Below are 21,821 nucleotides of genomic sequence, written 5' to 3'. Positions count from 1 at the left end.
CTCTGCGAAGATTCAGGTAGAGCCGGTTTATGACTCTTGATTGTTGGTACCACAGACGTGGAGGGTTTGCAAGGTTGCGTTGAGTTCTGGAAAGACTAAACTCCAGTCGTCATGCGGCATCTGGAGTTCGAAAGACAGCGGCGACAGAAACCGCAACCGTTTTTTATACTTGTCCATGAGCGCCTGCACAGCGGTTTCCGAAACGGTCGCTTTGGGATCGAAGGTGATCACGACCGCATGCGTCTGCTCGACCACCGAGCTGAGCCGGAGTTGTTTGGCTAGTAGACGGATCTGCATGAGTTCGAACAGTCGTTCGACTGGATCCGGCGGAGGACCATACCGGTCTTCAATTTCACCATGCATGAGCGCGAGGTCGCCGAGTTGCCCGCAGGAAGATAGCCGTTTGTAGAGCGACAGGCGTTGATGACTGTCAGCCACATAGTCTTCTGGAATATAGGCCGAAACGCTGAGACGCAGCGTCGGGTCCGGCTCTTCCTCCACTACCTGGCCTTTCAACCGTTGAACGGCTTGTTCCACCATTTGTAGATAGAGATCGAGCCCGACGGCGGCGATATGCCCCGATTGTTGTTTGCCCAGCAGATTGCCTGCCCCGCGAATTTCTAAATCCGCCGCCGCGATCCGGAACCCGGAGCCTAATTCGGTAAATTGCTGAATGGCGGTCAGCCGCTTTTGGGCGTCGTCCGAGAGGTTGCCTTCATCCGGCACCAGAAAATAGGCGTACGCCTGCTCGCCGCCACGGCCCACCCGGCCGCGTAACTGGTAGAGCTGGGCCAGCCCGAATGTGTCGGCGCGATTGACGATGATCGTGTTGGCGGTCGGCACATCGATGCCGGATTGAATAATGGCGGACGCGATCAGGATATCGGCTTCCCGGTGAAAAAATTTCAGCATCACGGCTTCCAAGGGTTTGGAATCCATCTGGCCGTGCGCCATCACAATGCGCGCTTCAGGCACCAATTCCTGGAGCCAGGCGCCCATCCGTTCCATGGTTTCCACGCGATTGTGGACGAAGTAGGTTTGTCCGCCCCGGCCGAGCTCGCGCAGGATCGCCTCCCGAATCGCTTTTTCGCTGAAGCGAAGCACCTGCGTGCGGATCGCAAGGCGTCCGGACGGAGGCGTGTCGATAATGGACAGGTCGCGTACACTGGCCATGGTCATTTGCAAGGTGCGCGGAATCGGCGTGGCGGTGAGGGTCAGGACATCGACCTGAGTGCGCAGCTGTTTCAAGCGCTCCTTATGTTTGACGCCAAACCATTGTTCCTCATCGATGATGACGAGGCCGAGGTTGCGAAACTGCACATCCTTCTGCAAGAGCCGGTGGGTGCCGATGAGCACATCGACCAGACCGGCCGCCGTATCTTTGATGATCGCTTTGGTGTCTTTGGGAGACTGAAAACGGGACAACAGCGCCACGCGGGTCGGGAAGGGCGCAAACCGTTCGGCGAAGTTGTCGTAATGCTGATGGGCAAGCAGCGTAGTCGGGACCAGCACGGCCACCTGTCGATTCTCCTCGACGGCCTTGAAGGCGGCTCGCATCGCCACCTCCGTTTTGCCGTAGCCCACGTCGCCGCAGACCAGGCGGTCCATCGGCTTGGTAGAGGCCAGGTCATTGGCGATGTCTTCGATGGCCTTGCGTTGATCCGGCGTTTCCTCATATTCGAAGGCCGCCTCGAATTCATGGTAGAGCATGCTGTCTTTGCCGTACGACGTGCGATGGACCAGCTCGCGATTCGCGTAGAGGTCGACGAGCTCATGCGCCATTTCTTCGATGTCCTTTTTGACCCGCGCCGTCGTTTTTGCCCAACTTGTGCCGCCGAGGCGGTCGAGGCGTGGCACATGGGCATCGGCGCCTGCGTATCGCTGCACCTGGCTCAGCCGGTCGAGCGGCACATAGAGTTTGTCGGTCCCGGCGAACTCAAGCACCAGAAAGTCGCTGTCGAAGTCCTGGACCGACAGGCGACGCAGTCCCTGATACTTCGCGATGCCGTACTGCATGTGAACGACGAAATCGCCGATGTTCAGATCTTCGAGCGAAGAGAGAAAGGTGGCCGCTTTGCTCTTGTGCTGCGGTTTGTGCCGGGCGCCCTTGGCGAACAGTTCTTCTTCGGTTAGGACGACGAGCCGCAAGTCCGGGGAGAGGAATCCGGCCGAGACCTCGCCGTTCAACACCGAGAACGGGGCCTTCTGCGCGCCGCCGGCGGAGAGTGCCGAGGGTTTCCATTCCATGGCCGGGCGATCATGCTCGCCGAACAGGGCGAGCAATCGGCCGACTTGGCCCTGGCTGCGGGCAACCAGCACGACGGGGCCGCCTTCGCGCAAGCGGTCGAGGACTTCCAACGTCTGGCTGAACGCTGTGCCGCGCTGGCCGAGGCCTATGCTGGCCGGTGTTTGGGCCGGGCAGGTCAGGACCGGATCCCAGCTCGCGTCCGGCGCGGTGACCGGCTCCAGGGCGAGGGTCGCATAGCCTTGAGTAGCGGTGACGATCTGGTCCCATGTGAGGAATAGCTGATCCGGAGTCGGATAGGGATTCGGATCTGTGCGGTCTTCGTGTCGCAGATACCCTTCTTCAATGGCCTGCCAACATTCCTCGGTGTGAGCCTTGAGGGCACTAGGTTGATCTAGCACCAGAACGGGCGGTTGAGGAAAATAGTCCAGGAGACTGTCCATCGATCCATACACGGACGGGGCATGCCATTCTGCGTCTGCCGCCAGCGGCGCGAGGGCGTCAGGCGCGTCGTCGGGGCGAATCAGTTCACGTGCCGGCAAGACCCAGGCCTGCTTGATCTTGTCGGTTGACTTTTGCGTGGCAGGATCGAAAAAGCGGATCGATTCAATCGTGTCGCCCAGAAACTCCACTCGCAGCGGGTCTGGATAGGCCGTCGAATAAATATCCACGATGCCGCCGCGAATACTGAACTCGCCCGGAATCTCTACCACGGACCCTTTTCGATACCCGAGCCGCAGGAGGCTTGAAACCAGGACTTCCCGCTCCAGGTCGCTGTTCGGTTGAAACTGCAGAACGGCCTCGGTGAAGACCAGGGCTGGAAGCACACGTTGCGTCAGCGCCGGCACGGACGTAAAGAGCACCGTGCGAGCTGTGGTGCAGAGTCGATTGAGCGTCTGCATGCGGCGGGCGACGAGATCGATATGGGGCACCGTCGATTCATAGGGCAGCGTTTCCCATTTCGGGAACAGGGCCAGGTCATCGCCTGATTGTCCGCACAGGGTTCTGAAAAAGAGCGTGTCGCGATACAGGCGCTCCGCCTCGTCATCCGTCTTGGCGACGATCAGCCAGGAGCGATCGGCCAGTGGTTCAGTCGGCGTGCTCTGTGTGAGCAGAGCTAAACCGAAGCCTGCCGTCGACCCGTGCAGTCCCATGAGGCAGGGTTTGCCGGACCCCGTGCGAAGGGCTTCTCGCACAGGCGTGAGCCAGTTCGTCAGATGCGATGGGACTACAGGTGGCACGAAATCCTTATGCCGTGGTGGAGCGAATGCGTTGTACCAGGGTTGTGGTCGAGACGCCGGGGACCAGGGGAATGGTGTGGACCCGCCCGCCGCGCGCCTCGACTGTTTCCCGGCCGATGATCCGGTCGAGCGGCCAGTCACCTCCCTTGACCAGAATATCCGGCTGGAGAGCTGTGATAAGGGCTCCGGGATCCGGCTCCGGGAAAATGACCACATAATCCACGCAGGTCAACGCCGCGAGGACCTCGGCCCGTTGGGCATCCGGCACGATGGGGCGATCAGCGCCCTTGTGCAGGGCGCGTACGGAGCCGTCGGAATTCACGCCGACCACGAGTAGGTCACCCAGGTTACGGGCAGCCTGCAGGTACCGGATATGGCCGATGTGCATGAGGTCGAAGCAGCCGTTCGTAAACACGACGCGTTGTTGCCGCCGGCGGTGCTCGGCCAGCAGTGGAACCAATTCATCTCTTGTGGTCACTTTTGTGGGCATCACGTTCGGCATCAATCCAATCATGCATCTTAGCAGGATGAAGAAAAAGTCCGCCACCACGAATCCGTGCCGAATGTCCCGCGCTCGTGAAATCAGTCGGGTGTGGGTCGTCTTCGTTTCTTCTTCCCTTCCTCATCCAGAGGAAGGGCGCCCAGGCGGACCACGCTGCTGCCATGTCGCTCGATCAGTTTATCCAGGGCAGCCACCGCATCGCGCTGTCGTCGGTCGAACAGCGGTTCGGGAGCCGGCGCCAGATCCGACAGGCCCAGACCCACAAGGCGATATCGTGATCGCGGCTGTAGCAAGTTTCTCAAGGCCAGACGAATGTCCGGCCACATATCCGGGTCATAGTTCAACGGCGTGGCAAACTTCCGTTGCCGCGTGGTGATGTGAAACAGCGAATCCTTCAGCTTCACGGTGAACGAACCGGCAGCCAGTCCTTCCAGCCGCAGATCATGCGCCAGGGTTTCGAGAAACCCATGGAGAATCGGCTCCAGTACGGCCGGATCGTTCGTATCTTCATCGAACGTCGTTTCGTGGCTCACACTCTTCGTCTCGCGGTCGGCCACCACGGGATCGGAATCAACGCCGCGGGCCAGCGATTGAAATGCGGCGAGGCGGGTGCCCAGTAAGCGCAGAAGCGCTGATTCGAAACGAGGAATGAGCAAATCGCCGATCGTGCGTACGCTCAGGCGTTCGATGGCTTCGGTCGATTTCGGTCCCATGCCCGGCAACGAGCGAACAGGCAGTGGTTTGAGAAAAGCCGCTTCTGACCCTGGTTCGATCACGGCCAACCCGTCAGGCTTGTGCACATCGGCGGCGATTTTGGCGACGGTTTTTCCGGAGGCCAGGGCAATCGTGCAGGTGAGGCCGGTCGCGTGGAGGATGTCGGCTTTTAAGGCCTGGCCTAATGCGCGGGGATCGGGATAACGGGTTTGTAGTCTCGTCGTGTCCGCATAAAATTCATCGATGCTCGTCCATTCGGTTTCAGGGAAGAACCGGTTCGTGACTTCTTGAAGTTGGTGATGGAGACGCGTGTAGAGCGGCCGATCAGGCGGTACGAGGACCAGCTGCGGGCAGAGGCGCAGGGCCTGAATGGTCGGCATGGCGGATCGCACGCCGAATCGCCGGACCGCATAACTGGCGGCGGCGATGATGCCGCGCGGGGCAGGCCCGCCGACCGCGACCGGTTTTCCCGCCAATGACGGATCGGCCAGCATGGCGGCTGAGGCAAACATGGCGTCGATGTCGCCGAAGAGAATTTGCCGAGGCCAACGGGCAGACATGACGACTCGCTTGATCAAAACGGAAGGATGAACTGCCGGCCCACGCACCTCATCGGGATCGGTTCCGGTTGTGGCTCATCGTGCACCACCGAGAACTCGCGGAGTGGTCCCCGGCAGGCTCCGCAGAGATGCCGTCGTGGTTGAATGGTCCGGCGCTGGCGCCGGTAGATGGAGCCGCATTGTTGGCAGCGCCAGGCATACTTCGCCAATGCTGCCACCTCTTTGCCCAACGAATGATAGATCGTGATGCCGAGGCCGTCCTGATTCATGCGGCGCATCATGCGACGAAAGTCCTGACCATGGTTCGGGCGACGCTTGAGGATATCGTACTGCCATTGATGGATCATTTCGTGCCCGAGGGTGGTCACCGTTTCGCGATCATGGCCAGGGTTCTCGGCTGGGAGGAGAACCGACGACAGCCTGATGCATCGTCGTCGCGTGTGGTCGACGGTGCTCTGGGAGTGCGAATGCCTCGGGCCGATCCGGCAGACAAACATGCCGGCAGAGGAAGTCAGTCGCCGGCTCCATTCGATGCGAATCGGCGGCAAGGCATCCTGAAAATACCGTCGATTGAGGTCAGCCCAGATGGTCAGCAACGGTTCGGCAGAGAGCGCCATGGACATCACAGGATGATTCGATGCCGTGAGAGGATAGAACTCACCGCTTTAGTTCAGCGGCCGGACAGTTCTTCAATGACCGCGGCGGCCAACAGCGGCACCATGATCTCGTGATGACCGGTGAGGGCGTAGCCTTTGCCGCCTTTTTGAGTCGGGCGGCGCACGACGTTGGTCATGGGACGATAGTGCGTGAGGAAATCCATATTAACTGTCGTGATATTCGTCAACGAGTGGCCGAGATTCCGTCCCAGCGAGACGGCTTTCAAAAACACTTCCGGCAAAATGACGGCGGATCCGAGGTTCAGGTAGACCCCGCCTTCCATGCCGGAGACCACAGCGGCCAAGCGGCGAAAATCGAGCAGTGATCCTGCGCCGATCGCTGCGCCGTCCGCGGAAGGGTGCATGTGGATGATATCAGTGCCGACGGCGACGTGGACGGTGACGGGAAGTCCCAATCTGGCTCCGGTGGCCAGCAAGCTGGTGGCGCGGTTCGGAAACTGTTGCTTGTGACGATTGATGTACAGGCCCAGCGATTCGCCCAGGCCTAGGCCTTCCTTCATGCCCAGCGTGATGGCTTCGTTGAGCATGCGGCCGGTTTCTTCCGCCATGCCGAATCGCCCGGAATCGATCTCCGCGTCCACTTCCTCTGACGTGTGGCCCATGAACGCCAATTCGAAGTCGTGGATGATCACGGCTCCATTCATGGCGAGGGCGGTCACGATGCCGCGCTCCATGAGGTCTACGAGCAGCGGGCCCAATCCCACCTTCACGACATGGGCGCCCATGCCCACAATGACCGGCCGGCCGCGACGATGCGCCTTCGCAATGGCCTGCGCCACCTCCCGCAGCGTTTTGACCGCCAGGATATCGGGGAGCGAGTCGAGAAAGCGCTTGAACGAGCGGCCGTTCGTCCAGACCCTGGCAAAGTTGGAAACCTGCACCTTGCTGTGCCGGCGCTGGAGCGGATAGGTCTTCAAGCGAGACGCATCGATCGGCTTGATGATCGCCCGGGGCGTCGATGGTGTCGCGGGACGCTTAGGCCGGGTTGGCAAGAACGTGATCCTCAATGAGTTCGCAGAGCACGTGGCCCAGCGTGATGTGACTTTCTTGAATGCGAGCCGTCAGTGTCGAAGGCACGACGAAGCCGTAGTCGGCCATACCGGCCAGCTTGCCGCCTGAGCCGCCTGTCCAGGCGACCGTCGTGAGGCCTGCGGCCTTGGCCGCTTCGACGCCCTTCAGTACATTGGGGGAGTTGCCGCTGGTGCTGATGGCAATCGCCACGTCTCCCGCCTGCCCGTGCGCGCGCACCTGGCGGGCAAAGAGTTCCTCGAAGCCGTAGTCGTTGGCGATGCAGGTAATGGCGGCGATGTCCGTGGCGAGAGCGATAGCCGGGAACGGGGCGCGTTCGCGCTTATAACGGCCGACGAATTCGGCGGCAATGTGCGCGGCATCCGTCGCGCTGCCGCCGTTGCCGAAGAGCAAGACTTTATGTCCGGTTTGAAAGGCGCGGCCGATGAGTCGGGCGACCTGCACGATTTTGTCGGCATGGTCCCGCGCAAAGCGCCGCTTGACCTCGGCGCTCTCGTCGAACGCCTTGATGGCGAAGTCTTTCATCGTGCGGAATTGTAGGGAAGCCCAAAGCCACTGTCAAACGACCCCCCAATGGCGGTTACTTTGCGGGCGAAGACCGTTTGGTGATCATATTCATCGCCAGTGTCAGCATCGAGCCGACATCCGACACGTTGGCCGGAAGCACGAGCGTATTGCTGGTTTTGGCCAGTTCCCCGAATTTGGTGATGTACTGTTCGGCGACTCGCAATTGCACGGCTTCGTATCCGCCGGGAACTTGCGTAGACTCGGCGACTTTGCGCAGGCCCTCGGCGGTCGCGCCGGCGATGGCCATGATGGCGGCCGCCGCACCTTCGGCTTCGTTGATCTGTTGCTGCTTCTTTGCTTCAGACGCTTTGATGACCTGTTGTTTCTCGCCTTCCGCCTGATTGATGGCGGCGTCGCGCTCGCCTTCGGAGGTCAGAATCACGGCACGTTTCTCCCGCTCGGCGCGCATCTGTTTTTCCATCGCGGCCAGGACATCTTTCGGCGGGGTGATGTTCTTGATCTCGTACCGTAAAACTTTCACGCCCCAGGGCTCCGTAGCCTTATCGAGTTCATTGACGACCTGGCTGTTGATGTTCGTGCGTTCTTCAAACGTGCGGTCGAGTTCGATTTTCCCGATCTCGCTGCGGAGCGCGGTCTGGGCGAGCTGGGTGATGGCAAAGCGGTAGTCGCTGATGCCGTAGGAGGCGCGTTGCGGGTCCAGCACCTTCGAATAGAGAATGCCGTCCACGCCGACCTGCACATTGTCGCGGGTGATACAGATCTGTTCGGGGATATCGATGGCCGTTTCTTTCAGTGAGTGTTTGTATTGGACGCTGTCGAGGAACGGCCAGAGGATATGAAACCCCGCGCCGAGTGTGCGTGAATACCGGCCGAGGCGTTCGACCACATAGGCGCTCTGTTGCGGCACCACGCGCGCCGTTTTGGAGATGACCAGTAACACGAGGCCCGCAAGGAATATGACGACCCAGAGTCCGCCTGGCATGCCGCTATCCTCCATAATGGGGTGACCTCATTCGGGTTTGATCCACAGGGTGATGCCGTCGACGTGATGGACGAGGCCGCGTTGGCCCTTGGTGAGTGGCTTGTTGCCCAGGTTATGCGCATTCCAGGTGCTCCCCCGGCATTCCGCTTTGCCCCGGCCGTCGGGAGGAATGTCTTCCAGTACGATGGCCGTTTCACCGCCCATCGTATCGACCGGCGAGATCCCGCCTCGGTCGGTGGCCATGAGTCGGCGGAGTGGGGGGCGTAATACCAGCAGAGAGCCGATCGAAAGACCTGAGAAGAAAAGCCAGGACATCCACGCGCTTTGGATGACGTCCAAACCGACCAGTGCGCCGACCAACAGCGCCCCAATGCCGAAAAACAACATATAGAATCCGCCGGGCGTGACCATTTCACCGCCGAGCAGAAGTATTCCCAGAAAGGCCCAGAGCCACCAGCTCATCGCATCTCCTCAGCCTGCACTGCGCGGAATTGCAGAGGAATGAATTCTGGTGAAAGTCTATGCGTCTTTGCGTAGAGCGTCAAGAACTGCCGGGAAACGCGTGTTCATTGAAGCGGCCGGACTGCAGTGGTATAGTCCGCCGACTATGCCTGCCGATACTCCCGTCAAAGCGCTCATCCTGGCCTTCACCGATGCGCCGCCGCTCGCGGCCTATGTCATCAACCGCTTGCAGCCGGAACTGCTCTGTTTTTTTGTGCCGGAGTCGGCGAAGACCCAGGTCGAAGAAGCCGTGCAGCCACTTGTGCAGCAAATGCCGAAGCGCTGGGATTGGGTTGTCACGCCAGATTCGGCCGACATCATGGCCTGCCATCAGGCGTTATCGCGGACTGTTCATGACCTTCTCCGCACCTGGGCGGTCCAGGTGGGTGAAGTGGTGGTCGATTTGACCGGGGCAACTCCCGCCATGGCCGCGGCGCTGGCGACGGTGAGCCAACCCTGGACTTCGAGAATGATCAGCCTGGTTGATGCGGCAGGGCTTGAGGAGAGCGAAGAGATCATCATTGACGGTCTCACCAAACGCTGGGTCCAGGGCAATCCCTGGGATGAATCGGCTGTCGTCGTTCGTCGTGAGGCCAGTGAGGCGTTTAATCATGGATCATTCAGAGCGGCCGCCACGTTATTCCATACGCTGGAAGCTCGAGTGAGCGGGGGCCAGAAGCCGCTCTATCGTGCATTGGGTGAGCTGGCGCTGGGCTACGGCCTCTGGGAGCAGTTTCACTATCGGCAGGCCTGGGACAAGCTGAAGACCTCCCTGAAGGCGCTCGACATGGCGTCGATCTGGGGCGGGCCGCCGGGGCTGAAAGCGCTCCTGCCCTTGATCAAGGCCAATAGCGGTTTTTTGGAGAAGGTGGTACTCGACCCCGCTGAGGTCAAAGAAGGTGTCGTGCTCGATCTGCTGGCGCATGCGCATCGCCGCGCCCATGTGGATCACGATCCGGAACGGGCCATGGTCGCCCTCGTGCGCGCGCTGGAAGCCTGCGCCCAGCGGCAGTTGTTCAAGCAGTACAAGATAAAAACCTGGGACGTGCGGCCTGAACAGCTCCCTGAAGCCTTACGGGAAACCTGCCGCACCTGTTATCTGGACGATGTTGACGGCAAGTATAAGCTGCCGTTGCAGAGCCAGTGGCGTACATTGGCCGGCCTTGGCGATCAGATGGGGCAGGCCTTTCTCCGCGACTGGCCCAAGATGAAACCCCTCCTTGATGCCGCCAATCATGCCGTGTTGGGTCACGGGTTCGAGGCGGTCAAAGGCGAGCGGGTGCAGCAGCTATCCGAGATGGTGATGAAACTCACCGGCGTGAGCGAGTCCTCGCTGCCAAAGTTTCCGACACTGAATCTCTAAGCCCGCTCGGCCGAGCACTGCATGGACATCCGCATCTACTATGAGGACACCGACTGCGGCGGGGTGGTCTATTACGCCAACTACCTCAAATATTTCGAGCGGGCGAGGACGCAGTATCTCGAAGAGCGGGGGCTGTCGGTCGCAGGCCTGCGCGATCAGGGGACGCAGTTCATGGTCGTGCATGCGGAGCTGGACTATCGGTCGCCTGCCCGGTATGGTGACACCTTGACGATCGATACGAACCTCGCGGCGGTGGGCCGGGCTTCTCTCACCTTTGCCCATATCCTGAGAGAACAGACGAGCGGGCGCGTGGTGGTTGAAGGCTCGGCCAAGCTGGTGACGGTGGACGACCAGTTGAAGGTGAAACGGCTCGACAAACTCACCCTCGCTGCGTTACAAGGACCTCCACACACGAGGAGCTAATGGATAAACTCGGCACATGGCTGGCGGTAACGGGCGTGGCGATCGGGTTCGTTGTCCTCGCCTGGCTGCTCTTCTCTGATAATCCTTCCGATAAGAAAAAGAAGAAACCCTAGCCTCTGGTTGTTCAGTGACGAGATATGTTCCCATCCTCTTCATCCTTCTGTGGCTACCTACTGCCAGTGCCTGCAAGACCGGTTCAGATCCTGGTGTAGCGGGAATCTATCAAACCTGGGACGATGTGATTTCACGCTGGATCGGCAAGCACAAGGAAGATCTGTATCTAGAGCTCGGTCCACCGAATCTGCATCCGAAGGAAGCAGAAGACGGAAATGTCGAAATGGTTTGGGACATGACAATCGACCGTATGCCAGGACAGGCCGATGAGTACAACACACTGCCGTTGTACGGAGGCGTGGATTGCCGGCTGATCTTTCTCGCAGACAAAGAAGGGATTGTGATCAGCGGCCGGCGAAACGGATGCGAATAATGCTGAACAAGCGTGAGACGGTGCAGAGTGTGGAGGCCTTAATTGTGAAGAGGAACTGCGGGAGAATCGGCCGACGCTGATTGCCGGAGCCTACGGAACAGCCGCGCCATACGTCCGGGCTCTGCCAGGGCGCTGGGATCGTGCAACAGCACGCTGGCCGCGACGACCCAGGCCCTTCTGGGAGAACCTGGCTTCAGTGCGATTGCGGCGGCCGACAACAGATCTCCCAGAAGTCGACGATTCTTTGTCAAAGACCCCGCTTTTTCGGCAGATGTCGTCTGTTCAATCTCCTGCCAGAATGTCTTAACGGCCAACTCCGGGCTATTTGAAGACGCCGCGAGTTCCCCGGCCACTCGCTCTAACCACTGCATGACCACAGGCTCGCTCATGAGCCATGGGGCCGCGTTCAGGGCCGTGAGCAGGTGCTGCCGCGTCGAGGCAACTCCACTGTTCCACCACCGTTGTCCTGCGATAGTGGCGCAGACAGCGGCCCGCGCTTTTTTCCGAATTCGATCTGCTTCCGCTGTCGCGGGTAGACGGTTCAAGGCACTTTCGATGATTCGTGGAAGCCGCTGCTCATTAGTGCCGTTGACAATATTGCTGTACCACTTGCCTTTCTGCGAGAAACGACCGCGCGCGACCGGCCCTCCGGTGAGAAACGTCCAAGGTGTCAACGCCGCCAGACGGAGCGCCATATCGTAATGCTCCATGGTGCGGTGTTGCTCATTGAACCATCCCGCGGCTTCAAACAACTCGCGCCGGACAAGCCAGGTGGGAGGATGGAGGAAATCGTCCGTGCGGATGAGGAACTGTTCAAAAACCTGACCCGAAGGGGCCCACTCAGGCCAGAGAAGGAGCGGAACGTCGCTTCCTGTTACGACGCTTTGTCCATACACCACCCCCACGTCTGGATTCGCTTCGAGGACTGGCACCTGCACCAGGAGTTTGTGGGTCAGGAACTCATCGTCATCGTCGAGTAATGCGACATACTTTCCCGTTGCTTGCTTGATCCCGACGTTTCGCGCACCGGCTGCTCCACGATTCTGGGATAGCCGGATATATTGCACGCTGGGGAATGCTGTAGCGATAGGGCGCAGATCCTCCGACGAACAATCGTCCACGATGATGATTTCCAGATCGAACAGGTCCCCGGTCTGCTCTTGCGCGAGCGCGGAAGCAATGGCCTTTTTGAGCAATGGAGCGCGGTTATAAGTCGGGATGACAATGCTGACGAGCGGACGGATAGGGGACGCATCACGTGAGGGGTAGGCAACAGCTTGTGTGATCGTCACGATGGGCTCCTGAGTGAGAGTCTGTCCCCACAACATGTGAAAACAGTCTCTCCAAGGAGTAAGACGTTTCAGCTTCCCAAAATGACACTCGATGGTCCGGGCGATTCCTTATGATTCGATGGGAGATCATCATTGATCAAACGTAGACTCACACCATGGAGGAGGGCATCGAATCACCGTCATGGTTTCGGCTACATCGATGAACTTTCCCGCGCCGGGTCCGTCTTAGTTCTTCTAATTACCCCTCCTTTCGCGTTGGCACATCGCAGCCGCTGCAGTATCCAGCCTATACAGAGTGCCGCGGTGCACGTCCTCATTCATTCATCAGGCGCTTGACTATATCCTCCATCCCCTCGGCCCATACGCGGTAGCCGCGTTCGTTGGGGTGCAGCGCGTCGGGCATAATCTCTCCGGGCAAGCGCCCGCTGTCATCGAGAAAGTGTCCGTTCAGGTCGAGAAAGAATACCTGACGCTGGTCGGCCAAAGCCGGGAGTCGCTCGTTGACGGCATTGTTCACACGACGAAGACGGTCATCGGGCGAGAGGCCTCGTGGAAACAGGGCCAGCAGCAGGATTTTTGTTTCCGGTAAACGGGTGCGCAATGTCCTGAGAATAGCTTGGATCCCGGCAGCGGTCTCTTCCGGGGGATCTTCGCGCCCGGTCGCGTTATTCGTTCCGATCATCACGACCACCAGCTTGGGAGTGATGCCGTCCAGTTCTCCATTCTGGAGCCGCCACAGCACATTGTCTGTCTGGTCGCCGTTGTAGCCAAGATTGGCGGCATGGCGATGTCGATAGAAGACGTTCCACACCGGGCGCCCATCCTTCTCCCACCCCTGCGTGATGGAATCACCGATGAACACCAGATCGACATGGCCCTGCCGCATGCGAGCCACGGCTTGTTCATGCCGTTCCATCCACCAGGCCTCTGGTTGAGGGGCGGGAATGGCGGCGCGGATCTGTTCGGCGGAAGCCGAGGTTGGTTCGAGGAATGCCTGCAGAGCATTGAGCAGCAATGCAAATAAAAAAGCGATGGAGACTATGTTGCGGTGCATGAAGATCCTCACGAAATACGGGGGCAATGTTTACCGCAGTAGACGGAGGAGATCAACCGTGCAGGGTCGAGCTGTTCGATTCCGGAGAGGGGATGGTGAAGAAGGCTTTCTTATGGACATAGCTCGCCAGAAAGGCGTCGGCAATGCCTTTGCGGATGGATGTGTAATTCATCTACTCACAGGTCTGCAGAAATTCTGCAGCTATCGGCGCGCCGCGTCCGAAACGCCGGATCATTGGGCGGCATTACCTGCCAGACGCCTGCCCGAGAATGTGAACAGCATTTTGAGGATGAATCCGGCCAGGCTTACGTAAAGGCCGCTGGTGAGCCACAGTTTGATGATGGTTGCACAGCCGGAAAGCTGGATCCACAAGCCCTGCACATATTGCTCGTTCGACGACACGTAGTGGCGGAGCTGCGCCAGTTGGATGAGGTGTTCCAGCCAGTCAGCGATCGTGATGACCATGAGCGGCGCCACAATCCAAGCCGGATGGAATGGCTGGCCGAGGGCCATCCAGATCCACCACAGGGTCGCTGTCAGCGCGCAGCCGTAAAGAAATGGAAAGAGCGAGTATTGTGTTGGGGCATCCCCCCCACAGCCAAACCAGCCCCGAGTGAGCGGCTTGGGAACGTCCTGCCTCTCGTCGGCGAGCTGATGTATGGCAGCGGCGCGACTACTCGCGTCTGACAATGCCTCGTCGCCCCGAAGCTGTACGGCAATCGGGAACCCAGGAGCGAGTACTGCGCTGAAAGTCTTGTCAGTCATAATAGACATTCCCGGTTCACCCTATTGTTGAGCAAGAGCGGTGCCTAAAGATCTGCAGGAAAAATAGGAAAGCAGAGGCCGATTTCGAAAGCGTGGACGAACGAGAGCGGTCTGAACTGTTGCCGGTGCTGTCAGTGTCGTATCAGAAGCGATACGTGGTCGTATCAAAAGGGATACGCCATCGAAGGGCTTGATGCGCGAGATCAGAGAGGGATCTGCTATTCCAAGGGGCGCCGGTAAAACTCCAATGGCTGAGCGATGGCACTTTCAAACGACAGGCTTTCCCCATCGAGTCGATACCGCGTCGAGGCCTCAAAGGCGCGAATGAACGCCGCCTCGAATTCCATGCGCCGGGGTACGCAAGCCATGCGGGTGCTGATGCCGTGCGATACCGAGACCTCGCCAGTCTTGGGGCCGAACGTTATGACGGCAGCATAGCGATTACATCCAGCCTGACCCGACACTTTCCCATCTCTGAAGGCGAGGATCACCGGTTCTCCATCGTCTCCGTAGGGAACGGCATGGTCGCCCCAGTGGGCGAGTTCCCAACGATTGCGTTCAGCCACTTGTTTCATGGCGTCCGGCGAAGGGGTCGAGACGCATGCCGTGAGCAGAGTGGAAAGCATAATGGCAAGTACTGCGAACCAGTGCATTCGAAGCCTCATGCGCGACAAGTCGTCTGTTGCGTGTATGTTGTACGTGCTGGGTGGCTGATCGTCAATCCTGGGCGGACAAGCAGATGGGACGGGCACAATGCTGATGGTTCTAACCATGATTTCCGCAGGCTTTATCTCCGCGTCTTCATTATGATCTGTCTCACACTTTTGACCGCCTGCACCCGTCTTCCACTGCTTCAGCTTCGGTCGCATAACAGCGCTCGGCTTTAGTTCGCTGGTACCAGCGCTGTCCGGGCATGTGGTAGATGCAGCGTTCGCCGCGACGGGTTGTGAAGTTGCCTTTGAGCGGATGCTCGGTGGGGCACTCGCCGGTCTCTGACGGCTCGACGCCGCTGCGATGGGAGACGGGAGGTCGTTTCTCGGTCGCCTTCGTGTCAGTAACTCCTGGGAGTAGTGCGATCAGAATTAGGCTGGCTAGCAGAGGTCTCATAAAGTCAATATGGCGCTCGTTAGAGCGGTGGCCTCTTGATCACTGCGACGCCTCATTGGGCCGAGAGCCGGGAAACCATTCGGTGTGTTGATCCCCTTGGCGGCCGAAATAGGTCACGCGCTTGCCCCGAAGGAACGCAAAGTAGCCCTGCACCCCCGCCTTGACGGCGCGCTCACAAAAGGCGCGAAATTTTTGACCATGCTGCTGACTGTCGAGAATCGCCGCTTTAAGTGCGGCTGTATCGAAATGCTCTGAAATCGACGGCAGGCCTTCGAAGACAAGGGGTGCGGTCACCACTGTCCCCGAGCCAGTGTAGAAGGAAAAGGAGCTGAGGGCATAGTCCACATGATAGTACTCGACACCGTTCGCGATCAGTTTACCGACGATCTCAGGAAAGGACATCGATCCATTCATGGTCGCCTTCGCCAATTCCGCAATATCCTTCGCGTTCATGTCTGTCTCCCCGTACAAGTCACGAGCGTGATGACTGCACTCCGCCGGAGGAACGACTAGGGCGGACCTGCCGGCTTCTCTTTCGGCACATCGTATCGCAATTCCGCGAAGCCGGGGCCGATTTTGTACACGGATATCAATCGAAGCGGCGGATTCGTGACGCGGCGTGGAAAGAGTGGTTTACCGGCCCCCAGGGTGACGGAACCGATTTGCACGATCACCTCGTCCAGCAAACTAGCGTCGTAAAACTGTCCGGCGAGATTTCCGCCTCCGACGATCCAGATGTTCTTCGATCCAGCTGCCTGCCGCATCTCAGTGTGAATAGTTCGAACATCTCCTCGAACCAGGCGAATGTCGGCAGTCGGAATCAAGGGAAGCGGGCGGGTGGAGAATACCCAGGTAGGTTGAGAATAGGGCCAGGGGGCGCCAGTCTGTTGGTCGGCAATCTTGTCAGTATGGCGAAGCATCCATTCGTACGTCGCCGACCCCATGGCCAAGGCTCCGACGTCCGCAATGAATGAGGGATAACTCGTCTCGTTCACGTCGCCCAGTGGAAAGAGCCAGTCGAGTGAGTCGTTTTCGGTGGCGATGAACCCGTCGAGGCTGGTGGCGGTGTAGTACTGGGTCTTCATCGGAAAGGATGTGTGGGGCGGATCGGTGCGTGCGCGACTGTCACGAAGCGTTGCGTCAAACCGTTTCGCTGCCGGAACCGTCACAGAATGCTGCCAGCCATATGACTATGAATCGGGGGGATATTTCTACAACGATCTTTCTGGCTGAAGAGGGAATGTAACCACGGCTCCTCGTTACCCCTTCCTCCCAAACCCTTCCGTGGTCATCACGTCCGCGACGTTTTGCCCATTCACGAAGACATCCGCCAGTGTGCGGCCGTAGACGTCGTGGCCGTGAGGAACGATGTTGATGGTGCCCGTCTGCATCAGTTGCTCCAGACGCAGGGCAGCTTCTCGCCCTCCCGGTTCGGACAATTCCGGCGCATTGTAGCCGCGAATGCGGATGCGATCGGTGCCATATCGAAGGGTGTCGCCATCGACCGTACGTACTTGCCAGCCTTCCACGGTCCGCTCGAATCCTCCCATCGACAAGGCATGCCGCGGAAGCGATCTCAATCCTCGACTAAACGAATGTGATTTCTTTGCGAACGGATTTTTGTGTGGGCGAAGGCCTCGTTCATGACGTCCGCGTCGAGAGCGTTGGGTCTGATGCTGAGGAAGCGACGAGCGTTGATCCTGTTTCAGGTCCCAACAGCCGGTGCAGTTGAACGGGCTTGGATCGTTCCTGATCGCAGGGGTGTAGGTATGCAGGGTAGACCGGCGTTCTTCCTCGACAGCGAGTGCCGTGGAGGTGGATGAGGCCATCAGCAACAGGAGGGCCAACCGGCTCAAAAAACGGGAGTCGGGCACGATGTGGTGCAGCATGCTGAGAGTCCTCCGTGGTTCTGGAGAGAAGCACAGCAGGCTCCATGCCACGAGTAACCGGCGGCGGTCTTGCGGTTGACAAGCCGAAAAACCGCATGCTCAAATGCCCGTCGTGTAGCGTATTTCGTGAAGTGTGGTTCACCGAAGGATTCTCCCGGCTGGCCATTCCCCCACGAGCTACGAGCGCCGAATGACGATTCACGGAGGTCTAACTCATGGATATGTTTGGAAAAGTTGGTCTGGTCGAGGTGCCGATCCTGATCGCGCCGGATCAGAAGGCGTGGATGGATCGCATGATCAAGGAAGGCAAGATTGCCATTCCACCCGGCGGAACCTTGGAAAAAGGTTCGTTGTATTCAATGTTTGTTCGTATGCTCCTACACAATGCGATGGAAGAGCAGAAGCGGCAGGAAGCGTTGGAGATGGACGACGAGGACGACGACGAATAGCTCAGGGTGCTGAAAACGGTCCCCAGCATCGTTCTCGCATCGTTCGGACCCTCAACGTATCGCCCATGGGACAAGACCTATTCTTATAGGTTCGGGGTGGGCGGGTAAGATGGCCGCCTCGGGGCCTCGTTCGCTGCGGCCTTGCTGGGAAACCGTTTTGAGCATCCTGAAGTCACGTGGTGAATTCGATAGGGATGAACCACGATCTGTATCTGAATGGATGCATTTCGTATCGGTTTCGATACGAAATGCATCCGGAGACGACTCTTGACGGAAGACGGGCGGTGCCCGAAGGTTCACGGCAGGTCAGAGGTTTTTGAACGCAGCTTGAGCGGCATTGAGGGTGCGTTCAATGTCCTTCGGCGTGTGGGCCAGGGACATGAAGGCAGCTTCAAACTGTGAGGGGGCGAGGTAAACCCCCGCATCCAGCATGTGGTGAAAGAACTTCGCATACACTTTCGTATCGGATTTCTTGGCTGTTGCCCAATCCACCACCGGTCCTTCAGTAAAGAACGCACACAGCATAGAGGCGACCCGGGTCTGGGTGAGCGGAATTCCGGCTTTGCTCGCGATCTTCCCCAGTCCGTCGGACAACGCGACCGACCGCTGTTCAAGTTGGTCATAGGTCCCCGGTTTTTTCAACCTCTTCAGTGTCTCGATGCCTGCCGTGACCGCCAAGGGATTTCCTGATAAGGTCCCTGCCTGATACACCGGCCCGGATGGGGCGATCATCTTCATGATGTCCTTCGTGCCGCCGTAAGCTCCTACGGGCAGCCCTCCGCCGATGATCTTGCCCAGAATCGTCAGGTCAGGCTTGATCCCGTAGAGTGTTTGGGCGCCGCCGTATTGGACCCTGAATCCCGAGATCACTTCGTCGAAAATCAGCAGCATGCCATGGGCATCGGTCAGCTTGCGCAGGCCTTCCAGGAATTCCGGCGAAGGAGGGATGACGCCCATGTTGCCGGCGATCGGCTCGACGATAACGCAAGCCAGCTGCCGGTGGTGTTTCTTGATCAGCTTCTCCACGGTGACCAGGTCGTTATACGGCGCGGTCAACGTATGTTTCGTGAAATCTTCCGGGACGCCAGGACAGTCTGGAATGCCCAATGTGGTCAAGCCCGAACCGGCTTTCGCCAACAGGTAGTCACTGTGGCCGTGGTAACAGCCTTCGAATTTCAGGATGCCGTCGCGTTTGGTATAGGCGCGGGCGACACGGAGGGCGCTCATCACCGCTTCGGTTCCTGAACTTACCAGTCTGACCTGCTCCATCGTGGGCAAGGCCTCGCGAATCATCGTGGCGAGTTGAATTTCCAATTCGGTCGGCGCGCCATAACTAGTGCCGTTTGCGGCGGCCTGTTGAATGGCTTTTGTCACGGTGGCCGGCGCATGGCCGAGAATCATAGGGCCCCACGAGAGCACATAGTCGAGATAGCTGTTCCCGTCGACATCATAGAGGCGCGCGCCTTTGGCGCGGGCGATGAAACGGGGTTGTCCGCCTACCGAGCGAAAGGCTCGCACCGGACTGTTGACGCCCCCGGGAATGATCCGCTGTGCCTCTGCGAAGAGTTGTTCAGAACGTTGTGTTTTCATGGGCTTCTTTCATCGAGGGGTGAATGGGGGCGCCAACCTATCATGAGAAATTCAAAACGGTCAATTGAAGGGGTGCTCTTTCATTGTCAGGTGGATGATTCGATACAACCTCGTATCTGAATCGATACACCAGCCTGAGTTCTGAATCGATTCAACCAGATTTTCTCTAAAAAATCATGACTTTTCGTCCTATGGACTTGGTGGCGCAAGTCTTGCTGAACACCGGGTGTCACTGCGTAGGAGACTATGATGAAAGTGATCTGCTCCTGGTGTGAAAGCGAAGGGCGACCGGCTGTGGTGCGAGAAAAAGCTCCTTTAGCCGATGGACGTGAAACCCACGGCATTTGTTCCAGTCACCTTCAGCAAATGGGAATTGGGCGGGAGCCACTGGTCCCTTGTTATGAAGAGGGATCGCGCCCACGTTCTGAGCCCATGGTGGTCCGTAGAAGACCCGAAGTCGCTCCTGCTTGTTGTAAGTGATCGACGCGGGACTTTGGTCATCGGGAGAGACAAAAAATGTCATTCGTCGCCAGAATACCACACGGTTGTTAGCCACAATGTTCGGATTCTTCCGGTTCAACTCCCCTAACCCTCTGAAAAATTGATAAACCGTTTGCGCTTGTCTCCTGGTGCGGCTTTTGCGCCCCCAGGGCTGTGAGTCGGACGGTAACGAAGGAGCGACCCCAGTGAGAGTGCTGTGCGCCTGGTGCGTGCGAGATGGGAAGCCGGCGTTTCTCCGTGAGAAGTTGCCGCTTGAAGACCTCAGTGAGACGCATGGGTTGTGCGCGGATCACTTCACGTCGCTGAGCGCGAGCGTCAAACAGGTGGTGACGCCGAAAGTCTGGCTGCTGTCACGCGCGAACGACTTGTCCTGGGGACTGACGCGGTGGCTCCAGCGACAGATGGGTCGGTTTCTTTCCCTCTGCTAGCGCCTCGGACCTACCCGAGTTTTCCTCTTAACAGATTTAATCCCTGTTCGATCAAATGTGAGTCCGGCATCTTGCCGTCCGGTGTCAGCTTATCGATCAGGCCTGGCAGCAGACTTGCCAATTGGCCCCCGGCTGCCTCCGTGCTGAGGCCTGCCTGCGACGCCAATTGCTTAAGCAGGTCGCCACCCAATCCCTGTTGGATCTGCTGCGGCGAGATCGGCAAATTCTTGCCCGTGCTGACCCAGGAATCGACGATGTCGCCCAGTCCGTTCTTTTGAAACGCCTGAACGAGTCCGCTGAGCCCGCCGACGGAACTGTTCTGTGCGAGGAGTCCGAGCAGGGCCTGCATCAGGGGGTTCTTATCGCCGCCCCCCATCATGCCGGCTGCCGCCTGTCCGAGTTGATCGAGAAGTCCCATCGTAACCTCCTGACGTAAATGGATTGAGTCGACTGTCTAGCGCGCGGGTTTTTTTGCGCCCTTGGCCGGACCGGATTTCGAGGGTTTGCGCTCCATGGCCAACGGCGGTGCGAACCAATTATGACGGGTACGTTTATGTCGTTCCTGGACCGCCAATACAGCGTGAAACGGCCGGCCGTCTCCCGTCGCATCGTCGGACTCTTTGAGGCTCCAGGCTTCACCGGCTTCGCTCAGGATTTCCACGAAGGTTTCAAAGTCATCTTCTTCGTCGGGTTTTGTCAGCACCTGGTCTGCATCTGTGACCAAGACGAGGTACCCTTTGGCCGGCAGCCAGTCGAGGTCGGCGAGACATTCTTCCAGGGCATCCCAGTTGTGGCCGAAATAGTCCGGAAACGAAAAGACCCGGCTGAATTCATCCAACAGCCCGGCCTTGGTTTTACATTTTTTCCCGGAGATGGTTTTCGTCACAAAGTGGGCGGGGACCGACAGAAGTTGATCCAGCGCCTCTCCCTCGGCATGCACCAGGAGATGGGCCCATGGTTTCTTGATCGATTGAAGCGCGGTAATCGACATGTATCCTCAATTCATCGGAACAAATGAACGATAGTGATCGGCGGTGTAATAGGCCTTGCCGTTGGCCTGATTGATGACGATCCGTTCGGTTCCGCGGTTTCTCCCCGGCGCCTTCGGGTGCACGTCATACTCACGATAGCGACCTCGCGGGAGCACCCGTTCACGATTGAGAAAGTTACGTCCCCCGACATACCCCGGCAAGGGTTCTCCATGCCGCGCTTCAATGGCTTGAAGGGTTTTCCGTGCAGCCGGAGGGATCGTGTCGGCGCCTTTGCGGTGGTTCGTCCCGGGAGCGGCGCGAACGGATCCGTCCTGTGCAGGCGGCGTGTGATGGGGCGTTGGAGTGAGGAGCGGAGCCGGTGTATCGAGAAGGGCCTGGCCCGGTTCAGCCGTGAAGGCGATGCCCGGGTGAAGGAGCAGGGTCGCGCAAAGCCAAAAGACAAGACGTGTGAAGCGTGAAACAGACATGGTGATTCACAACCCCTGGCAACAACAGGAAAGAC

At 58.7% G+C, this 21,821-nt stretch carries 24 protein-coding genes; 5 read left to right on the top strand and 19 right to left on the bottom strand.

The annotated features are described in order from the left end of the window. Positions 1-27: 27 nt before the first annotated feature. The 8 genes from mfd to GDA65_03040 all read right to left on the bottom strand — a co-directional run bounded on the left by mfd (position 28) and on the right by GDA65_03040 (position 8,940). Positions 28-3,486 (bottom strand): transcription-repair coupling factor, encoded by a 3,459-nt coding sequence (mfd, locus tag GDA65_03075; protein MBA5861681.1) that lies wholly within the window; start codon positions 3,484-3,486, stop codon positions 28-30. A gap of 7 nt (positions 3,487-3,493) precedes the next feature. After that, a complete protein-coding gene (gene rfaE2, locus GDA65_03070) occupies positions 3,494-3,976 on the bottom strand; it encodes a D-glycero-beta-D-manno-heptose 1-phosphate adenylyltransferase (protein MBA5861680.1) in 483 nt (160 codons plus the stop codon). 92 nt (positions 3,977-4,068) lie between these two features. Then, complete coding sequence (locus GDA65_03065; protein ID MBA5861679.1) at positions 4,069-5,262, bottom strand: DNA polymerase IV; 1,194 nt, start codon at positions 5,260-5,262, stop codon at positions 4,069-4,071. A gap of 14 nt (positions 5,263-5,276) precedes the next feature. After that, a complete protein-coding gene (locus tag GDA65_03060) occupies positions 5,277-5,885 on the bottom strand; it encodes a hypothetical protein (protein MBA5861678.1) in 609 nt (202 codons plus the stop codon). 47 nt (positions 5,886-5,932) lie between these two features. Then, on the bottom strand, positions 5,933-6,931 hold the full coding sequence (locus tag GDA65_03055) for a hypothetical protein (GenBank protein MBA5861677.1): 999 nt from the start codon (positions 6,929-6,931) through the stop codon (positions 5,933-5,935). Further along, positions 6,915-7,493: an SIS domain-containing protein gene (locus GDA65_03050; GenBank protein ID MBA5861676.1), complete on the bottom strand. Its 579-nt coding sequence runs from the start codon at positions 7,491-7,493 to the stop codon at positions 6,915-6,917. The genes GDA65_03055 and GDA65_03050 overlap by 17 nt, the downstream gene beginning before the upstream one ends. Positions 7,494-7,548: 55 nt before the next feature. Next, positions 7,549-8,493 (bottom strand): paraslipin, encoded by a 945-nt coding sequence (locus GDA65_03045; GenBank protein MBA5861675.1) that lies wholly within the window; start codon positions 8,491-8,493, stop codon positions 7,549-7,551. Between the two features lie 12 nt (positions 8,494-8,505). Then, positions 8,506-8,940 (bottom strand): NfeD family protein, encoded by a 435-nt coding sequence (locus GDA65_03040; GenBank protein MBA5861674.1) that lies wholly within the window; start codon positions 8,938-8,940, stop codon positions 8,506-8,508. Positions 8,941-9,040: 100 nt separating this feature from the next. Here GDA65_03040 and GDA65_03035 point away from each other — a divergent pair, with 100 nt between their 5' ends. The 3 genes from GDA65_03035 to GDA65_03025 all read left to right on the top strand — a co-directional run bounded on the left by GDA65_03035 (position 9,041) and on the right by GDA65_03025 (position 11,252). Beyond that, the gene (locus GDA65_03035; GenBank protein ID MBA5861673.1) at positions 9,041-10,342 is read left to right on the top strand and encodes a TIGR02710 family CRISPR-associated protein; all 1,302 of its coding nucleotides are present in this window, start codon (positions 9,041-9,043) and stop codon (positions 10,340-10,342) included. A 21-nt stretch (positions 10,343-10,363) separates the two neighbouring features. Next, the gene (locus GDA65_03030; GenBank protein ID MBA5861672.1) at positions 10,364-10,765 is read left to right on the top strand and encodes a YbgC/FadM family acyl-CoA thioesterase; all 402 of its coding nucleotides are present in this window, start codon (positions 10,364-10,366) and stop codon (positions 10,763-10,765) included. A gap of 127 nt (positions 10,766-10,892) precedes the next feature. Beyond that, positions 10,893-11,252, top strand: coding sequence for a hypothetical protein (locus tag GDA65_03025; protein ID MBA5861671.1), 360 nt, complete (start codon positions 10,893-10,895; stop codon positions 11,250-11,252). A 38-nt stretch (positions 11,253-11,290) separates the two neighbouring features. Here GDA65_03025 and GDA65_03020 read toward each other — a convergent pair whose 3' ends face one another. The 7 genes from GDA65_03020 to GDA65_02990 form a co-directional block, all read right to left on the bottom strand. Then, the gene (locus tag GDA65_03020; protein MBA5861670.1) at positions 11,291-12,580 is read right to left on the bottom strand and encodes a glycosyltransferase; all 1,290 of its coding nucleotides are present in this window, start codon (positions 12,578-12,580) and stop codon (positions 11,291-11,293) included. 277 nt (positions 12,581-12,857) lie between these two features. Beyond that, complete coding sequence (locus GDA65_03015) at positions 12,858-13,598, bottom strand: acetylglucosamine-6-sulfatase (GenBank protein ID MBA5861669.1); 741 nt, start codon at positions 13,596-13,598, stop codon at positions 12,858-12,860. Between the two features lie 231 nt (positions 13,599-13,829). Then, positions 13,830-14,363 (bottom strand): hypothetical protein, encoded by a 534-nt coding sequence (locus tag GDA65_03010; protein ID MBA5861668.1) that lies wholly within the window; start codon positions 14,361-14,363, stop codon positions 13,830-13,832. Positions 14,364-14,581: 218 nt separating this feature from the next. Continuing rightward, positions 14,582-15,232, bottom strand: a complete 651-nt coding sequence (locus tag GDA65_03005) for an META domain-containing protein (GenBank protein ID MBA5861667.1) — start codon at positions 15,230-15,232, stop codon at positions 14,582-14,584. Positions 15,233-15,509: 277 nt separating this feature from the next. Beyond that, a complete protein-coding gene (locus GDA65_03000; protein ID MBA5861666.1) occupies positions 15,510-15,923 on the bottom strand; it encodes a DUF1398 domain-containing protein in 414 nt (137 codons plus the stop codon). Between the two features lie 56 nt (positions 15,924-15,979). Then, entirely contained in the window at positions 15,980-16,555 is a 576-nt protein-coding gene (locus tag GDA65_02995) for a dihydrofolate reductase (GenBank protein MBA5861665.1), read from the bottom strand. 174 nt (positions 16,556-16,729) lie between these two features. After that, positions 16,730-17,359 carry a hypothetical protein gene (locus GDA65_02990; GenBank protein MBA5861664.1) on the bottom strand — a complete coding sequence of 210 codons (630 nt, stop codon included), beginning with the start codon at positions 17,357-17,359 and terminating at the stop codon, positions 16,730-16,732. A 215-nt stretch (positions 17,360-17,574) separates the two neighbouring features. Between GDA65_02990 and GDA65_02985 the strand changes: the two genes are divergently transcribed. Beyond that, complete coding sequence (locus GDA65_02985; protein MBA5861663.1) at positions 17,575-17,808, top strand: hypothetical protein; 234 nt, start codon at positions 17,575-17,577, stop codon at positions 17,806-17,808. Between the two features lie 306 nt (positions 17,809-18,114). On the opposite strand, the gene hemL is transcribed toward GDA65_02985, so the two are convergent. Beyond that, positions 18,115-19,398, bottom strand: coding sequence for a glutamate-1-semialdehyde 2,1-aminomutase (hemL, locus tag GDA65_02980; GenBank protein ID MBA5861662.1), 1,284 nt, complete (start codon positions 19,396-19,398; stop codon positions 18,115-18,117). A gap of 686 nt (positions 19,399-20,084) precedes the next feature. Between hemL and GDA65_02975 the strand changes: the two genes are divergently transcribed. Continuing rightward, positions 20,085-20,327, top strand: a complete 243-nt coding sequence (locus tag GDA65_02975; protein MBA5861661.1) for a hypothetical protein — start codon at positions 20,085-20,087, stop codon at positions 20,325-20,327. Between the two features lie 10 nt (positions 20,328-20,337). On the opposite strand, the gene GDA65_02970 is transcribed toward GDA65_02975, so the two are convergent. From GDA65_02970 to GDA65_02960, 3 genes are read right to left on the bottom strand one after another with little or no spacing between them, the layout of a single operon-like run. Then, positions 20,338-20,745, bottom strand: coding sequence for a DUF937 domain-containing protein (locus GDA65_02970; protein MBA5861660.1), 408 nt, complete (start codon positions 20,743-20,745; stop codon positions 20,338-20,340). 36 nt (positions 20,746-20,781) lie between these two features. Further along, positions 20,782-21,318, bottom strand: a complete 537-nt coding sequence (locus tag GDA65_02965; protein MBA5861659.1) for a hypothetical protein — start codon at positions 21,316-21,318, stop codon at positions 20,782-20,784. Positions 21,319-21,324: 6 nt separating this feature from the next. Then, positions 21,325-21,786 (bottom strand): hypothetical protein, encoded by a 462-nt coding sequence (locus tag GDA65_02960; protein MBA5861658.1) that lies wholly within the window; start codon positions 21,784-21,786, stop codon positions 21,325-21,327. Positions 21,787-21,821: the final 35 nt, after the last annotated feature.

Source organism: Nitrospira sp. CR1.1 (genome assembly GCA_014055465.1).
Lineage (GTDB): Bacteria > Nitrospirota > Nitrospiria > Nitrospirales > Nitrospiraceae > Nitrospira_A.
Note: the sequence above shows the minus strand (reverse complement) of the source record. Positions and strands in the feature narration are given on the sequence as shown.

Coding starts and splice junctions, on each gene's coding strand:
- rfaE2 (MBA5861680.1), bottom strand. CDS start 3,976: ATGCCCACAAAAGTGACCACAAGAGATGAATTGGTTCCACTGCTGGCC.
- GDA65_03005 (MBA5861667.1), bottom strand. CDS start 15,232: ATGCGACCGAAGCTGAAGCAGTGGAAGACGGGTGCAGGCGGTCAAAAG.
- GDA65_03015 (MBA5861669.1), bottom strand. CDS start 13,598: ATGCACCGCAACATAGTCTCCATCGCTTTTTTATTTGCATTGCTGCTC.
- GDA65_02965 (MBA5861659.1), bottom strand. CDS start 21,318: ATGTCGATTACCGCGCTTCAATCGATCAAGAAACCATGGGCCCATCTC.
- GDA65_02995 (MBA5861665.1), bottom strand. CDS start 16,555: ATGAAGACCCAGTACTACACCGCCACCAGCCTCGACGGGTTCATCGCC.
- GDA65_02970 (MBA5861660.1), bottom strand. CDS start 20,745: ATGGGACTTCTCGATCAACTCGGACAGGCGGCAGCCGGCATGATGGGG.
- GDA65_03060 (MBA5861678.1), bottom strand. CDS start 5,885: ATGTCCATGGCGCTCTCTGCCGAACCGTTGCTGACCATCTGGGCTGAC.
- hemL (MBA5861662.1), bottom strand. CDS start 19,398: ATGAAAACACAACGTTCTGAACAACTCTTCGCAGAGGCACAGCGGATC.
- GDA65_03030 (MBA5861672.1), top strand. CDS start 10,364: ATGGACATCCGCATCTACTATGAGGACACCGACTGCGGCGGGGTGGTC.
- GDA65_02960 (MBA5861658.1), bottom strand. CDS start 21,786: ATGTCTGTTTCACGCTTCACACGTCTTGTCTTTTGGCTTTGCGCGACC.
- GDA65_03045 (MBA5861675.1), bottom strand. CDS start 8,493: ATGGAGGATAGCGGCATGCCAGGCGGACTCTGGGTCGTCATATTCCTT.
- GDA65_03065 (MBA5861679.1), bottom strand. CDS start 5,262: ATGTCTGCCCGTTGGCCTCGGCAAATTCTCTTCGGCGACATCGACGCC.
- GDA65_02985 (MBA5861663.1), top strand. CDS start 17,575: ATGGATATGTTTGGAAAAGTTGGTCTGGTCGAGGTGCCGATCCTGATC.
- GDA65_02990 (MBA5861664.1), bottom strand. CDS start 17,359: ATGCTGCACCACATCGTGCCCGACTCCCGTTTTTTGAGCCGGTTGGCC.
- GDA65_03040 (MBA5861674.1), bottom strand. CDS start 8,940: ATGAGCTGGTGGCTCTGGGCCTTTCTGGGAATACTTCTGCTCGGCGGT.
- GDA65_03050 (MBA5861676.1), bottom strand. CDS start 7,493: ATGAAAGACTTCGCCATCAAGGCGTTCGACGAGAGCGCCGAGGTCAAG.
- GDA65_03010 (MBA5861668.1), bottom strand. CDS start 14,363: ATGACTGACAAGACTTTCAGCGCAGTACTCGCTCCTGGGTTCCCGATT.
- GDA65_03020 (MBA5861670.1), bottom strand. CDS start 12,580: ATGTTGTGGGGACAGACTCTCACTCAGGAGCCCATCGTGACGATCACA.
- GDA65_03000 (MBA5861666.1), bottom strand. CDS start 15,923: ATGAACGCGAAGGATATTGCGGAATTGGCGAAGGCGACCATGAATGGA.